Here is a 13,806-nt window from a genome sequence, read left to right as displayed (position 1 = left end):
CACGCTCGACAAGCGCGGCGGAGCGGGGCAGGGGGCTGCGCGATGACCAAGCTGCTTGCGCGCCTGCCCTTCCTGACCGATCCGATGATCGCCGTGCTGGTGATCGCCACGACGCTCGCGCTGCTGTTGCCCGCTGCGGGCGAGGCGCGCGGGATCGCCTCGATGGTATCGAATATCGGCATCTTCGTTCTGTTCCTCGTCAACGGGATGCGCATCCGCCGCAGCGAGATCGCGCGGGGAATCGCGAACTGGCGCTATTTCGGGCCACTGATGCTGTTCGTCTTCGGGGGCATGGCGCTGGCGGGGCTGGGGTTTGCCAGCCTTGCCGGGGCGGTGCTGCCGCCGCTGGTGGCGCTGGGCTTCGTCTATCTCGGCGTTCTGCCCTCGACGGTGCAATCGGCGACGTCCTACACCAGTCTTGCGCATGGCAATGTCGCGCTGGCGGTGGTGGGCGCGGCGCTGATCAATATCGCGGGCGTGTTCGTCAGCGCGCCGCTGTTCGCGCTGCTGGGCGGGAGCGGGGCGGGGGCAATCGGCACCGAGGCGATCCTCCGCATCGGGCTGATCCTGATCCTGCCTTTCGCGATCGGGCAGGCGGTGCAGGACAGGGTGATCGAGCGGGTTGCCGCGCACCGCGCGCGGATCGCCTGGCTCGACCGCGCGGTGATCGGGATCGCGGTCTATGTCGCGTTTTCGGGCGCAGTCGAGCAGGGTCTGGCGACGATGTTCGCGCCCGCCGACTGGGCGGTGCTGGCAGGGCTGGTGCTGGCGATGCTGGCGCTGGCGCTGGGGGCGGCATGGGGCGCGGGCGGAGCGCTTGGCCTGCCGCGCGGCGACCGCATCGCCTTTCTCTTCGCCGGATCGCAGAAAAGCGTCGCTATCGGCGCGCCGCTGGCCGCGATCCTGTTTCCGCCCGCCAGCGCCGGTTTCGTGATCGCGCCGCTGCTGCTCTATCACCTCGCCCAACTGGTGCTGGCGGCACCGCTGGCGATGCGCTTGGCGAGAGGTAGCGAGGTCTAGGCCTTGGGCTGGTAGGTCTGGTCACCCGTCGGGAAGCTGCGGGCGCGCACTTCCCCGGCATATTGCGCCACCGTGCGGTCGATCACGCCCGCGATGTCCTCGTAACGCTTCACAAAGCGCGGCACCCGCTCGAACATGCCCAGCATGTCCTCGGTCACGAGCACCTGCCCGTCGCACTGCGCCGAGGCGCCGATGCCGATGGTGGGGCAGGACACCGCCTTGGTCGCGGCGATGGCGATGGGTTCGACCACGCCTTCGATCACGATCGCGAAGGCACCCGCCTCGTCCAATGCCTTGGCATCCGAGACGATCTTCTCCGCCTCCGCGTCCGACCGCCCGCGCGCGCCATAGCCGCCGAGCACGTTGACCGCCTGCGGGGTGAGGCCGACATGGCCCATCACCGGAATGCCGCGCTGGGACAGGAACGCGACGGTCGGCGCCATGGCTGCCCCGCCTTCGAGCTTCACCGCCGCAGCGCTCGTCTGCTTCATCAGGAAGGCCGCGCTTTCGAACGCCTGCTCAGGCGATGCCTCGTAGCTGCCGAAAGGCATGTCGACGACGACAACCGAATGGTAGCTGCCGCGCACCACCGCCGCGCCGTGATTGGCCATCATCTCCAGCGTCACCGGCACGGTCGAGGGCAGGCCGTAGATCACCTGACCGAGCGAATCTCCCACCAGCAGCAGGTCGCAATGCGCATCGAGCAGCTGCGCCTGACGCGCGGTGTAGGCGGTCAGCATCACCAGCGGTTCGCCCGTCACCCCGTCGGTCTTGCGGGCGCGGATTGCGGGCACGGTGAGGCGCTTCATCGGCGCCGGGGTCGGGTTGGCGCGGCTCGTGCTCGTGTCGAGCTGGAAGGTCGTGGACATGGCGCAAGCGTCTAGCGCCTGCGCACGCCGGGGGAAACCCCGTGCATTACGGCTTGTGTTGCGGGCCTGTTACGCTAGCTTGCCGGCTGTTCGATCGCGCGGGGGATCTGCTGCGATCAGTGGGAGACCAAATTCCAATGTTACTTGACCGGATCAAGCCGCTCGACGCGATTCTCGCGACAGCGGAAAAGAAGTCGCTGCACCGCTCCTTGGGCGGATTGCAGCTCATGCTTTTCGGAATCGGTTGCATCATCGGCACCGGCATCTTCGTGCTCACCGCCGCTGGTGCGCAAAAGGCCGGTCCCGGCCTGATGCTGGCCTTCATTATCGCCGGCCTCGTCTGCATCGTTGCCGCTCTGTGCTATGCCGAGGTCGCCGCGATGATCCCGGTCGCGGGGAGCGCCTATACCTATTCTTATGCCTCGGTCGGCGAATTTCTTGCCTGGACGGTGGGCTGGGCGCTGATCCTTGAATATGCCGTCGCGGCGAGTGCCGTGTCGGTCGGTTGGTCGGGCTATTTTTCGGGAACGATCCTCGATCAGTTCCTCGGGATAGAACTGCCGGCATGGCTGTCGGCCGGGCCGCTGGCGCTTGGCGGCGCACCGGGCGGTTTCATCAATCTCCCTGCCTTGCTGATCGCCTTTCTGGTGACGGGGCTGCTGATCATCGGTACCAGCGAGAGCGCGAAGGTGAATGCCGTGCTCGTTGCCATCAAGGTGACCGCGCTGACCGCCTTCATCGCGCTGACGTTGACGAGCCCGGAATTCGATCCCGAGCGCTTCAATCCCTTCCTGCCTGCCGGTGTTTTCGGCGGCATCGGCACTGGCCTTGGCGCGGTGGGCGCAGCGGCGACGATCTTCTTTGCCTATGTCGGCTTCGACGCAGTTTCGACTGCGGCCGAGGAAACCAAGGATCCCCAGAAGAACGTGCCTTTCGGCCTGATTGGCTCGCTGCTGTTCTGCACCGTGTTCTACATCCTCGTCGCAGCCGGTGCTATCGGCACCATCGGCGGTCAACCGATCATGGGCGCTGACGGTGTGCCGCTGGCGGCGGGCTCGGCCGAACTGGCCCGGCAGTGCGCCATGCCCGAATATGCCGGCGCGCTGGTGTGTTCGGACGAGGCGCTGGCCCACGTGCTGCGTGCGATCGGCTTCGGCCCGATCGGCAACCTGCTTGGCATTGCCGCCTTCCTCGCGCTGCCCTCGGTGATCCTCGTGCTGATGTTCGCCCAGACGCGCATCTTCTTCGTGATGAGCCGTGACGGGCTTCTGCCCGAGCGGCTGAGCGTGGTTCACCCGCGCTGGAAGACTCCGCACATCGTCACGGCCTTCACTGGCATCGTGGTCGGGGTGGCGGCGGCGTTTCTGCCGGTGGGCTTGCTGGCCGACTATGCCAACGCCGGTACGCTCTACGCCTTCTTCATGGTGGCTGTGACGGTGATGGTGCTGCGTCGTACCGATCCCGATCGTCCGCGCCCGTTCCGCATGTCGGGCGTGAACATCATCGCGCCGCTGACGATGCTCGGGTGCCTGTTCCTCTACGTCAACCTCCCGATCGAGGCGATCCTTGTGCTGCCGCTGTGGGGCATCCTCGGGATTGCGATCTATTTCGGCTACAGCCGTTCGCGCAGCCATCTCGGGCGCGGAATTGTCGAGGTGGTCGACGACATCGGCGGCGAGGAAAAGATGGTGCCGATCGAAAGCTCGGACACCTGATTCGCCTGCACAGGCCAACTTGCGAAGGGCCGCCCGCCGGGGCGGCCCTTTTGCGTTGGGGACAGGGCAATTGCCAATCCGGCGATGTTGGAACATAATGCGAACAAATGAGTCGTTCGCTTATGCCTTTCACGCCCTCCAAACTCTCTCCCGCCCGCATCCTGCCGCGTCCTGCGCCCGAAGCGCGCTGGCGGCCGGGGCTTGTCGCGCAGCCGTTCCACTCGGAAATCTTCGCGTCCGCTGCCGAAGCGAGCGGGGCGGGGCTGGCGCTGGCGCTGGCGCGTGACGCCTTGACGTCAACCTGCCCGGGCGAGGGCGAGGATACCCGGCAAGTGCTGTGGGTGCAGGACCGCGCGGCGATCCGGCAGGGCGGCCGGCCCTGCCTTGCGGGCCTTCCCGCCGACCTCCGCCACCGGGTGATCCACGTCGCCGCCGCCACCCCGGAAGACGCGCTCTTCGCGCTGGAGGAAGGGCTCAGGTGCCGCGACCTTGCCTGCGTGATCGGGGAGATTGCGGGCAACCCCAAGGCGCTGTCCTTCACCGCTTCGCGCCGTCTCAGTTTGATGGCCGAAAAGCACGGGGTGCGGCTGTGGCTGGTGCGTCTCGATGCCGCGCCCGATCTCAGCTCGGCGCGGATGCGCTGGAGCGTGCGCGCCGCGCCTTCGCCGCCGCCGCGCTGGAACCCCGCCGCCCCCGGCACCGCCAGCTGGCGTGCCGAACTGTTCCGCGCGCGCGCCCACGCGCCGGGCGAATGGAGCCTCAGCGATGATGCCGGAACCCTGCGCATCGCCGGCGATCCCGACACCGAGCGCCCGGGGGAGCCGGCCACCGCGCCGGATCCTGTCCCTGTGGCTCGCCCGACTGTCGGTCGATCGCTGGCGGCGCGCGCTCGCGCCTGACGCGCCCGAAGCCCGCGCGCCGACCGCGCTGATCCTCGATACCGCGCACGGGCCGCGCATCACCGCGGCCAATGACGAAGGCTTGCGCGCAGGCGCACGCACCGGCGTGCTGCTGGCCGATGCGCGCGCGCTGTGCCCGGATCTTGTCGCCGTGCCCGCCGATCCGGCAGGCGATCTGGCGGCGCTGGAGAAGCTCAGCGTTTGGGCGCAGCGCTGGGGGCCGTGGAGCGCGATGGACCCGCCCGATGGCCTGCTGGTCGATGTCACCGGGGCCGCGCATCTGTTCGGCGGGGAGGAGCGCCTGCTCGCCGATGTCGCGCGCGCCTTTGCCAGGGCCGGGCTCGCCGTCCGCCCCGCGCTCGCGCCGACCGCGGGGGCGGCCTGGGCGCTGTCGCATTACGGGCCGCAGCGGGCGATCCTTGCGCCCGGTGACGATCCGCTGCGCCTGCTCGGCGATCTGCCGGTGGCGGCCCTGCGGCTCGACGATGACGTGCTGACCGCGCTGCGCCGTCTCGGGATCAAGCGGTTGGGCGAGCTCGCCGGGGTCAGTGGCACCGGCGATGATCCTGCGGCCGAGGCGGCCGCGCGCGACGCGCTGCGCCGCCGGTTCCGCAATCACCGTTCGCCCGCCGCCAATCCGCTGCTGCGCCTCGACCAGCTGCTGGGCCGGGTACCCGAACCGCTGCTGCCGGTCGTCGACCGCCCGATGCCGATGGTGCAGCGCCGCTTGATGGAGCCGCTGCGCCACCGCGATCTGCTCGACCGGGTGATGGCAGACCTCAGCCTCGACATGGTGCGCACGCTCGAGGCGCGGGGGGAGGGCGCGCGGCGGCTCGAACTGGCCTTGTGGCGGGTCGATGGCGAGGTGCTCGTCCGCCGCATCGAACTCGCCGCCGCCACGCGCGAGGCAGGGCATATCACCCGGCTGTTCGCCGCGCGGCTCGATGATGTGGAGGCCGGCTTCGGGATCGAGATGGTGCAGCTGCGCGCCAGCTGGAGCGAGCCGCTCGGCCTCGCCCAGACCGATCTCGACACGGCGGCGGAGAGCCACGGCACCGCGCTCGCCGCCTGTATCGACCGGCTGAGCGTGCGTCTCGGCGCGCAGGCCATCACCCGCCCGGTGCCGCGCGCCAGCCACATTCCCGAACGCGCACAGGGTTGGCAGCCGCCGCTCGACCCGGTGCCGCCCGCGCAGGGCCAGCTTGCCTTCCACGCCCGCCCGCTCAAGCTGCTCGATCGGGCCGAGCCGATCGCGGTGCTCTATGCCTCGCCCGATGGCGTGCCGCAGCGCTTCCGCTGGCGCGGCGCGGTGCGCGAGGTGGTGCGGGTCGAGGGGCCGGAACGGATCGCGCCCGAATGGTGGCGCGAACGCTCCACCGCGCGGCTGCGCGACTATTACCGGATCGAGGACGAAGCCGGGCGGCGCTACTGGATTTACCGGCAGGGCATTCTCGGCGACGGGCGCGGCGGGGTGCCCGACTGGTTCCTGCACGGGCTTTATGCCTGATGCCTAACGTTTATTTACCCCCTCGCTTAGCTTTTCTTTACGCCTTTGTGCCAAGTTGTGCGCATGACACTCGACTCGATCCCTCGCGCGTCAGACCGGCGCCCGATGAGCCTGACGGTGAAAAGCCGTGTGCGCTCGCGTGTGGTGTTCGTCGATCTGCTCGATCTGTCCGAAGGTGGCTGCAAGATCCGCGCGAAGGCGGGCTTCGGCGAAATCGGCGATCGGGTGACGATGAAGGTCAATGGCATCAACGCCCCGCTCGGCTACATCGCCTGGATCGACGGGCAGGTGGCCGGTGTCGCTTTCGAAGGCGCGATGCATCCGGCGGTGATCGATTTCCTGTGCGATCAGCACCGCCGCAACGAAGCGGCCGGGCTGGGGCTGCGCCGCCCGCTCTGAGCCCCTTTCGACGCTTGCAAGCTTTGCATTTGGCAATGGGGCTTGTGGAACATATAAGGAACGCGAAAGGCGTTTCCCGTTCCCATGGCCCAGCAGTCCCTTCGTCAGAAACTCGAAATCCTTGCCGATGCGGCCAAGTATGATGCGTCCTGCGCGTCGTCCGGGACGGCGAAGAAGAATTCGCTGGGCGGGAAGGGCTTGGGCTCGACCGAGGGGATGGGCATCTGCCACGCCTATGCGCCGGACGGGCGCTGCATCTCGCTGCTCAAGATCCTGCTGACCAACCACTGCATTTTCGATTGCCACTACTGCATCAACCGCAAGAGCGCGAACACGCCGCGCGCACGCTTCACCCCGCAGGAGGTGGTCGACCTCACGCTCAATTTCTATCGGCGCAACTATATCGAGGGCCTGTTCCTGTCCTCGGGGATCGTCAAGAACGCCAACCACACGATGGAACAGCTGGTCGAGGTCGCGCGCATCCTGCGCGAGGAACACGACTTTCGCGGCTATATCCACCTCAAGACCATTCCCGAAGCGGATGCCGAGATCATCCATCAGGCCGGGCTCTATGCCGACCGGGTCTCGATCAATGTCGAACTGCCCACCACCGCCGGGCTGACCCGCCTCGCACCCGACAAGAGCGCGGGGCAGATCGAAGGCGCGATGGGGCGCACCAAGGCGCGCATCATCGAGGCCAAGGACGAACGCAAGCGCTTCCGCCACGCGCCGCGCTTCGCGCCCGCGGGCCAGTCGACCCAGATGATCGTCGGCGCGGACGGGGCCAATGACGCGGCGATCATCGGCAAGGCGAGCACGCTCTACAACGCCTTCGGGCTTCGGCGTGTCTATTACAGCGCCTTCTCGCCGATCCCCGATGCCTCCGCCGTTCTGCCGCTGAAGCGCCCGCCCTTGCTGCGCGAACACCGCCTCTACCAGTCGGACTGGCTGATGCGTTTCTACGGCTTTGCCCCGCAGGAGGTCGCCGATGCCGCCGAGGCGGATGGCAACCTGCCATTGGACATCGACCCGAAGCTCGCCTGGGCGCTGAAATTTCGCGAGACTTTCCCGGTCGACGTAAACCGCGCGCCCAAGGAAATGCTGTTGCGCGTGCCCGGCCTTGGCACCAAGGCTGTGGCGCGTATCCTCGCCTCGCGACGGCACCGGACGCTGCGCCTCGACGATATCGCGCGGCTCACGGCCTCGGTCGCCAAGGTGCGCCCCTTCATCTGCACGGTGGACTGGCGCCCGACCTTCCTCACCGACCGCGCCGACTTGCGGGGGCTGCTGGTGAGGAAGTCCGAGCAGCTGGAGCTGTTCTGATGGAGGCTCGCATCTTTCTCCCCTCCCGTTTACGGGAGGGGCAGCGAGACTTGCGAGCTTGCTCGCTAGTCGCAGCGGGGTGGGCCTATCAGCCCGGCGCTTTGCGCACCCACTCCCGACCCCTCCCGCAAACGGGAGGGGAGTAAAATGACAGCGATGCAGCACGTCAGTCTCGGCGCGCACTACGCCGTGCACCTGCCCGCGCCCGACGATTTCGCCGCCTGGCGCGAGCGCGCGCGGGGGCTGGTGCAGTGCGATGTGCCGCCCGACCGGATCTCGTGGATCGAACCGGGCGGGACGGGCGATCTGTTCGCTGCCGAAGGCCCCGCGCGCGGCGACAAGCGCCTGCCCGCGCCGCCCGCCGATGCCCCGCCGGTGCGTGCCAGCCAGCGCTTCCTCACCATCGCCCGCAGCGCCGCGCTGCACAGCGATCCGGCGCGCTTCGGGCTGCTCTACCGCGTGTTGTGGCGATTGCAGCGCAATCCCCGGCTGATGGAGGACAAGGCCGACCCGGAGGTCCGCCGGCTCGAGGAACTTGCCAAATCGGTGCGGCGCGATGCGCACAAGATGCACGCCTTCGTCCGCTTCCGCGAGGTGGAAGAAGAGGACGGCACCCCGCACTTCGTCGCCTGGTTCGAGCCCGATCACCACATCGTGCGCGCCGAGGCGGGCTTCTTCATGCGCCGCTTCGCCAATATGCGCTGGTCGATCCTCACCCCGCACGGGAGCATCCACTGGGACGGCGAGACGATGCGTGAAGGCCCCCCGGCGCGGCGCGAGGATGCGCCCGGCGGCGATCCGGTCGAGGATCTGTGGCGTTCCTACTACGCCTCGATCTTCAATCCGGCGCGGCTGAAGGTGGGGGCGATGCTCTCGGAGATGCCCAAGAAATACTGGAAGAACCTGCCCGAGGCCGAGCTCATCCCGCAGCTGATCGCCGGAGCGCAGGCGCGCGAGGCGGCGATGGTGAAGGCGGGCGAACGCGAGGAGCGGGTGCGCCCGGCGACGCTCGCCGAGGTCGCGCAAGGGGCCGCCGCCTGCCGGGATTGCCCCATCGCCGAATGCGGAACCCGCGCGGTGGTGGGGGAGGGCGCACCCGGCGCGGCCCTGATGATCGTCGGCGAACAGCCGGGCGATCAGGAGGATTTGTCGGGCCGTCCCTTCGTCGGCCCGGCGGGGCAATTGCTCGACGAGCATCTGACCCGCGCGGGGATCGACCGCGCGAGCGCCTATCTCACCAACGCGGTCAAGCACTTCAAGTTCACCTGGAAGGGCAAGCACCGGCTGCACCAGTCGCCGGGGGCGAAGGAGATCGACACCTGCCGCTGGTGGCTCGATGCCGAGCGTGCGATCGTCCAGCCCCGTCTGGTGCTGGCGCTGGGGGCGAGTGCTGCAAGAGGCGTGCTGGGCAGGACGGTAAGCATCTCCAAGGCGCGCGGCGCGCCGCTGATGCTCGACGATGGCAGCGAGTTGTGGATCACCGCGCACCCCTCCTACCTGCTGCGGCTCGACGGGGCCGCGCGCGAGGAGCAGGCGCGGCTGTTCGCGGCGGATCTGGCCGCGGTGAAGGCGCGGCTTGGCGAACTGTCGGAGGCCCATTCCCGTTCGCCCTGAGCCTGTCGAAGGGCCGTCCTTCGCTTCGGCCGTGTGCTGAAGAAGGGCAGTCCTTCGACAGGCTCAGGACGAATGGAGGTTTGTCCCATGCCCGACGCCCCGCTCACCCCCGACAAGCGCACGCTTGATATCGACCCCGATGGCATTGCCGCGCCGCCGCGCGCGCCCTTTGTCGAACTCGGCCTTGTCAGCTGCTTCAGCTTCCTGCGCGGGGCCTCCGACGCGGTCGATCTGGTGCTGGCGGCGCACGCGCTCGGCTATGACGCGCTGGGGATCGCCGATGTCAATTCCATGGCGGGTGTGGTGCGCATCCACACCGAGGCGAAGACGCTGAAACTGCGCCCCGTAATCGGCTGCCGGATCGAGACGGTCGAGGGCCTCGCCTTCCTCGCCTACCCCGAGAACCGCGCCGCCTATGGCCGGTTGTGCCGCCTCATCAGCGCGGGGCGGATGCAGACGCTTTCGGGTGGGTGGCAGGACAAGGGCGTGTGCGAGATCGACCTGGCGATGCTCGCGGCGCACAGTGAGGGTGTGCAGCTGATCCTGCTCCCGCCGGAGGATCTGGGTGCGGAACTCGCCATCGCGGTGCCGAGCAATGTCATCCCCTTTGCGGATTTTGTTTCACGCAGAGATCGCAGAGGAGCAGAGAGGCGCGGAGATGTTGCGCTTGCGGCGAAGCCGCACTCTTCCTTGCACGGTGCGGCAGGCGGCGGCGTCGCGGAAGAGGAAGGGGCCTTCGGCCCGCACGATGCCTCTGCGGTCTCTGCTCCTCTGCGATCTCTGCGTGAAATCACTTCTTTCACCGCCCCCTTCGCAGACCTGCTCCCGCACCTCGTCCGCCAATTGCCGACCCTCAAGCACATCGCCGCCAGCTACCTCTACCGCGGGGATGACATCGCGCGTATTGAACGTCTGGACAGCCTTGCGCGCGCGAACGGCCTTGCGCTGCTCGCCACCAACGACGTCCATTACCACGCGCCCGAGCGCCGCGCTTTGCAGGACGTGATGACCGCGATCCGGCACAAGACCACCGTGGCGGCGGCGGGGCACCTGCTCCATGCCAATGCCGAGCGGCACCTGAAGTCGCCTGAAGCGATGCAGCGCCTCTTCGCCCGCTGGCCCCATGCGATTGCCGCCGCGCGCGAGTTGGCCGATGCCTGCGATTTCAGCCTCGACGAATTGCGCTACGAATATCCGGAAGAAATCTACCCCGACGGGCAGACCCCGCAGGCCTTCCTCGAAAGCGAGGTCCGGGCAGGCGCCGCGCGGCGCTATCCCGAAGGCGTGCCCGACAGCGTGCGCCAGACGCTCGAGCGCGAACTCGCGCTGATCGCAAAGCTCGATCTGGCGCGCTACTTCCTCACCATCAAGGACATCGTCGATTTCGCGCGCGGGTGCGATCCGCCGATCCTGTGCCAGGGGCGTGGGAGCGCTGCCAATTCGGCGGTGTGCTATGTCTTGGGCATCACCAGCGTCGACCCGGCCAAGCACCAGCTGCTGTTCGACCGCTTCATCTCCGAGGAGCGCAAGGAGCCGCCCGATATCGACGTCGATTTCGAGCACGAGCGGCGCGAGGAGGTGATCCAGTACATCTACCGCAAATATGGCCGCCACCGCGCGGGCCTGTGCGCGACCGTGATCCACTACCGCCCGCGCATGGCGATCCGCGAGGTGGGCAAGGCGATGGGCCTGTCGGAGGACGTGACCAGCGCGATGGCGCGCACCGTGTGGGGCGGGTGGGGGCGCGAGATCAGCGAGAAACACGCGGCGGAGACGGGCCTCGATGTCACCGACCCGCACCTGAAGCGCGTGCTCAAGCTCACCGAGCAGATGATCGGAATGCCGCGCCACTTGGGTCAGCATGTCGGCGGCTTCATCCTCACCGAAGGCGCGCTCAGCGAGACCGTCCCCATCGGCAACGGCGCCATGCCCGAACGCAGCTTCATCGAGTGGGACAAGGACGATATCGAGGCGCTGGGCATCCTCAAGGTCGATGTGCTGGCGCTGGGAATGCTGACCTGCATCCGCAAGTGCCTCGATCTGCTGGCCGACCATCACGGCCGCACCCTGACACTCGCCACCGTCCCGCGCGAGGACCCGGAAACCTACGCCATGCTGCGCAAGGGCGATTCGCTCGGCGTGTTTCAGGTCGAGAGCCGCGCGCAGATGAACATGCTGCCACGCTTGCGCCCGCGCGAGTTCTACGATCTCGTCATTCAGGTCGCGATCGTGCGGCCCGGCCCGATCCAGGGCGACATGGTGCACCCCTATCTCAAGCGTCGCCGGGGCGCCGAACCCGTCCAGATTCCCGCCCCGGCCCCGGAACACGGACCGCCCGACGAGCTTACCAGCATCCTCGGGCGCACGCTGGGTGTGCCGATCTTTCAGGAACAGGCGATGAAAATCGCGCTCGACGCGGCGAAATTCTCCAGCCTCGAAGCCAACCGCCTGCGCAAGGCGATGGCGACCTTCCGCAGCCGCGGCATGGTGGACGAATTGCAGGACATGATGGTCGAACGCATGGTCGACCGCGGCTATGATCGCGACTTCGCGCAGCGCTGCTTCAATCAGATCCGCGGCTTCGGCGAATACGGCTTCCCCGAAAGCCACGCGGCGAGCTTTGCGCAGTTGGTCTATGTGTCGAGCTGGCTCAAGTGCCACTACCCCGCAGCCTTTGCCGCCGCGCTGCTGAACTCGCAGCCGATGGGCTTCTACGCCCCCGCACAGATCGTGCGCGATGCGGTGGAGCACGGGGTGCGGGTGCTGCCGGTGGATGTGAATGCGAGTGGGTGGGATTGCACGCTGGAGGGTCTGGGGGAGGGTGAAGGCGAGCCGTTCGCCCTGCGCCTCGGCCTGCGCCAGATCGACGGCTTGCCCGAACACGTCGCCGCCGCGCTGGTGGCCGAGCGTGAGGCGGGCGGGCCGTTCCGCGACATCGCCGATCTGCGCGCGCGGGCGGGTCTCGGCCCCTCTCATATCGAGCGGCTCGCCAGCGCCGATGCCTTTACCTCGCTGGGCCTCACCCGCCGGCAGGCGCTGTGGGACGCGCGCAGCCTGGTCGCGGCGCCCGATCTGCCGCTGTTCCGCGCCGCCGGGATCCGCGAGGAGGGCGCCGAGCGCGCCGCGATCCGCTTGCCCGCAATGCCGCTGTCCGAAGAGGTGGTGGCCGATTACCAGACCACTCGCCTCAGCCTCAAGGCGCATCCGATGGCCTTCCTGCGTGCCGGGCTCGCCCAGCGCGGCTTCGTGCGCGCGGCCGACCTGCGCTCCCGCAAGTTCCGCTCGATGGTCCAGGTGGCGGGGGTGGTGCTGATCCGCCAGCGGCCCGGCAGCGCCAAGGGCGTCACCTTCATCACGCTGGAGGACGAGACCGGGGTGATCAACCTCGTGATCTGGCCCGACCTCAAGGAGAAGAACCGCAAGGTGGTGATGGGCGCGCGGCTGATGGAGGTGCGCGGGCGGGTGGAGTATGACGACGAGGTCATCCATGTCATCGCCCACGCCATGACCGACGCGACCGCGCGGCTCCACGCGCTGTCCGACGATCTGCTCGATGCGCCGCTCGCCCGCGCAGACCATGTCAACGCGCCGCTTTCGGGCCGCAAGCCGCCACAGGGACGCGAGGCCGTGCGCCCGCGCGACATGATCGACGAGCTCGCCCCGCAGCCCAACGTCACCGGCCATCCGCGCGATCACAGAATCCTGCCCAAGTCGCGCGATTTTCATTAAGGCAAGCAATGGCTTCGAAAAGACCCAATCCCCATTTCCGCGCGGCGCGGCGCGCGCTGCTAGCGCTGATCCCGGTGGTGCTTGCGATTGCCGGGTGGCAGTGGCTGCAATCGCATCCCGAGCACAATCCGATGGCGCCGCTCGATCTCAATGATCCGCCGGGCTGGGCAACCCGCACCAAGCTGATCGCCTTGCGCAGCGATGTCGATGAATGCCGCGCTGTGCTGGATCGCAGCGATATTGCCTTCACCGTGCTGCCACCGACGGGGGAGGGCGAATGTGCCCGGCCCGACCGCACGCAGCTCGGCGATTTTCCGCTCGCGCCCGACACGCCCGCGGTGACCTGCCCGGTGGCCGCCGCGCTGGAATTGTGGCGGCGCGACAGCGTCGCGCCCGCGGCGCGCGACCTGCTCGGCAGCGATATCGCCCGGATCGAGCATCTCGGCGCATATTCCTGCCGCCGGATGTATGGCGCGAGCGAGGGGCGCTGGAGCGAGCATGCCACCGCCAATGCGATCGACATCGCCGGCTTCGTGCTGGAGGATGGCCGCCGCATCAGCGTGCTGTCAGGCTGGGAGGGCGATGCGCCCGAAGCACAATTCCTGCGCCGGGTGCGCGACGGGGCCTGCACGAGCTTCGCCACCGTGCTCTCGCCCGATTACAACGCCGCCCACGCCGATCACTTCCACTTCGACCAGGACGATCGCTGGTCGGGCGTGTGCCGCTAAAGC

The 13,806-nt window shown here is 68.2% G+C and carries 10 protein-coding genes; 9 read left to right on the top strand and 1 reads right to left on the bottom strand.

What is annotated here, in order from left to right; translation table 11 throughout:
- The first annotated feature begins 42 nt into the window (after positions 1-42).
- Positions 43-1,020, top strand: a complete 978-nt coding sequence (locus E2E27_RS12650) for a bile acid:sodium symporter family protein (protein WP_141459663.1) — start codon at positions 43-45, stop codon at positions 1,018-1,020.
- Here the strand turns inward: E2E27_RS12650 and panB are convergent.
- The gene (gene panB, locus E2E27_RS12645; protein ID WP_141459661.1) at positions 1,017-1,889 is read right to left on the bottom strand and encodes a 3-methyl-2-oxobutanoate hydroxymethyltransferase; all 873 of its coding nucleotides are present in this window, start codon (positions 1,887-1,889) and stop codon (positions 1,017-1,019) included. The two genes, E2E27_RS12650 and panB, sit on opposite strands and share 4 nt — an antisense overlap.
- A gap of 137 nt (positions 1,890-2,026) precedes the next feature.
- On the opposite strand from panB, the gene E2E27_RS12640 reads away from it, so the two are divergent.
- The 8 genes from E2E27_RS12640 to E2E27_RS12605 all read left to right on the top strand — a co-directional run bounded on the left by E2E27_RS12640 (position 2,027) and on the right by E2E27_RS12605 (position 13,803).
- Positions 2,027-3,604, top strand: coding sequence for an amino acid permease (locus E2E27_RS12640; protein WP_141459659.1), 1,578 nt, complete (start codon positions 2,027-2,029; stop codon positions 3,602-3,604).
- A gap of 107 nt (positions 3,605-3,711) precedes the next feature.
- Positions 3,712-4,503 (top strand): recA-like protein, encoded by a 792-nt coding sequence (locus E2E27_RS12635; protein ID WP_502705518.1) that lies wholly within the window; start codon positions 3,712-3,714, stop codon positions 4,501-4,503.
- Complete coding sequence (locus E2E27_RS12630; protein ID WP_141461875.1) at positions 4,400-6,010, top strand: DUF6504 family protein; 1,611 nt, start codon at positions 4,400-4,402, stop codon at positions 6,008-6,010. The genes E2E27_RS12635 and E2E27_RS12630 overlap by 104 nt, the downstream gene beginning before the upstream one ends.
- Positions 6,011-6,073: 63 nt before the next feature.
- The gene (locus tag E2E27_RS12625) at positions 6,074-6,409 is read left to right on the top strand and encodes a PilZ domain-containing protein (protein WP_141459657.1); all 336 of its coding nucleotides are present in this window, start codon (positions 6,074-6,076) and stop codon (positions 6,407-6,409) included.
- A gap of 84 nt (positions 6,410-6,493) precedes the next feature.
- Positions 6,494-7,732 carry a putative DNA modification/repair radical SAM protein gene (locus E2E27_RS12620; RefSeq protein WP_141459655.1) on the top strand — a complete coding sequence of 413 codons (1,239 nt, stop codon included), beginning with the start codon at positions 6,494-6,496 and terminating at the stop codon, positions 7,730-7,732.
- A gap of 147 nt (positions 7,733-7,879) precedes the next feature.
- Entirely contained in the window at positions 7,880-9,346 is a 1,467-nt protein-coding gene (locus E2E27_RS12615) for a UdgX family uracil-DNA binding protein (RefSeq protein WP_141459653.1), read from the top strand.
- A gap of 87 nt (positions 9,347-9,433) precedes the next feature.
- Positions 9,434-13,075 carry an error-prone DNA polymerase gene (locus E2E27_RS12610; RefSeq protein WP_141459651.1) on the top strand — a complete coding sequence of 1,214 codons (3,642 nt, stop codon included), beginning with the start codon at positions 9,434-9,436 and terminating at the stop codon, positions 13,073-13,075.
- Between the two features lie 8 nt (positions 13,076-13,083).
- Positions 13,084-13,803, top strand: coding sequence for an extensin-like domain-containing protein (locus tag E2E27_RS12605; RefSeq protein WP_141459649.1), 720 nt, complete (start codon positions 13,084-13,086; stop codon positions 13,801-13,803).
- Positions 13,804-13,806 lie beyond the last annotated feature (3 nt).

Origin of the sequence: Porphyrobacter sp. YT40 (assembly GCF_006542605.1) — a bacterium.
Classification (GTDB): Bacteria; Pseudomonadota; Alphaproteobacteria; order Sphingomonadales; family Sphingomonadaceae; genus Erythrobacter.
Note: the sequence above shows the minus strand (reverse complement) of the source record. Positions and strands in the feature narration are given on the sequence as shown.

Coding starts and splice junctions, on each gene's coding strand:
- panB (WP_141459661.1), bottom strand. CDS start 1,889: ATGTCCACGACCTTCCAGCTCGACACGAGCACGAGCCGCGCCAACCCG.
- E2E27_RS12650 (WP_141459663.1), top strand. CDS start 43: ATGACCAAGCTGCTTGCGCGCCTGCCCTTCCTGACCGATCCGATGATC.
- E2E27_RS12620 (WP_141459655.1), top strand. CDS start 6,494: ATGGCCCAGCAGTCCCTTCGTCAGAAACTCGAAATCCTTGCCGATGCG.
- E2E27_RS12625 (WP_141459657.1), top strand. CDS start 6,074: ATGACACTCGACTCGATCCCTCGCGCGTCAGACCGGCGCCCGATGAGC.
- E2E27_RS12615 (WP_141459653.1), top strand. CDS start 7,880: ATGACAGCGATGCAGCACGTCAGTCTCGGCGCGCACTACGCCGTGCAC.
- E2E27_RS12635 (WP_502705518.1), top strand. CDS start 3,712: ATGAGTCGTTCGCTTATGCCTTTCACGCCCTCCAAACTCTCTCCCGCC.
- E2E27_RS12610 (WP_141459651.1), top strand. CDS start 9,434: ATGCCCGACGCCCCGCTCACCCCCGACAAGCGCACGCTTGATATCGAC.
- E2E27_RS12640 (WP_141459659.1), top strand. CDS start 2,027: ATGTTACTTGACCGGATCAAGCCGCTCGACGCGATTCTCGCGACAGCG.
- E2E27_RS12605 (WP_141459649.1), top strand. CDS start 13,084: ATGGCTTCGAAAAGACCCAATCCCCATTTCCGCGCGGCGCGGCGCGCG.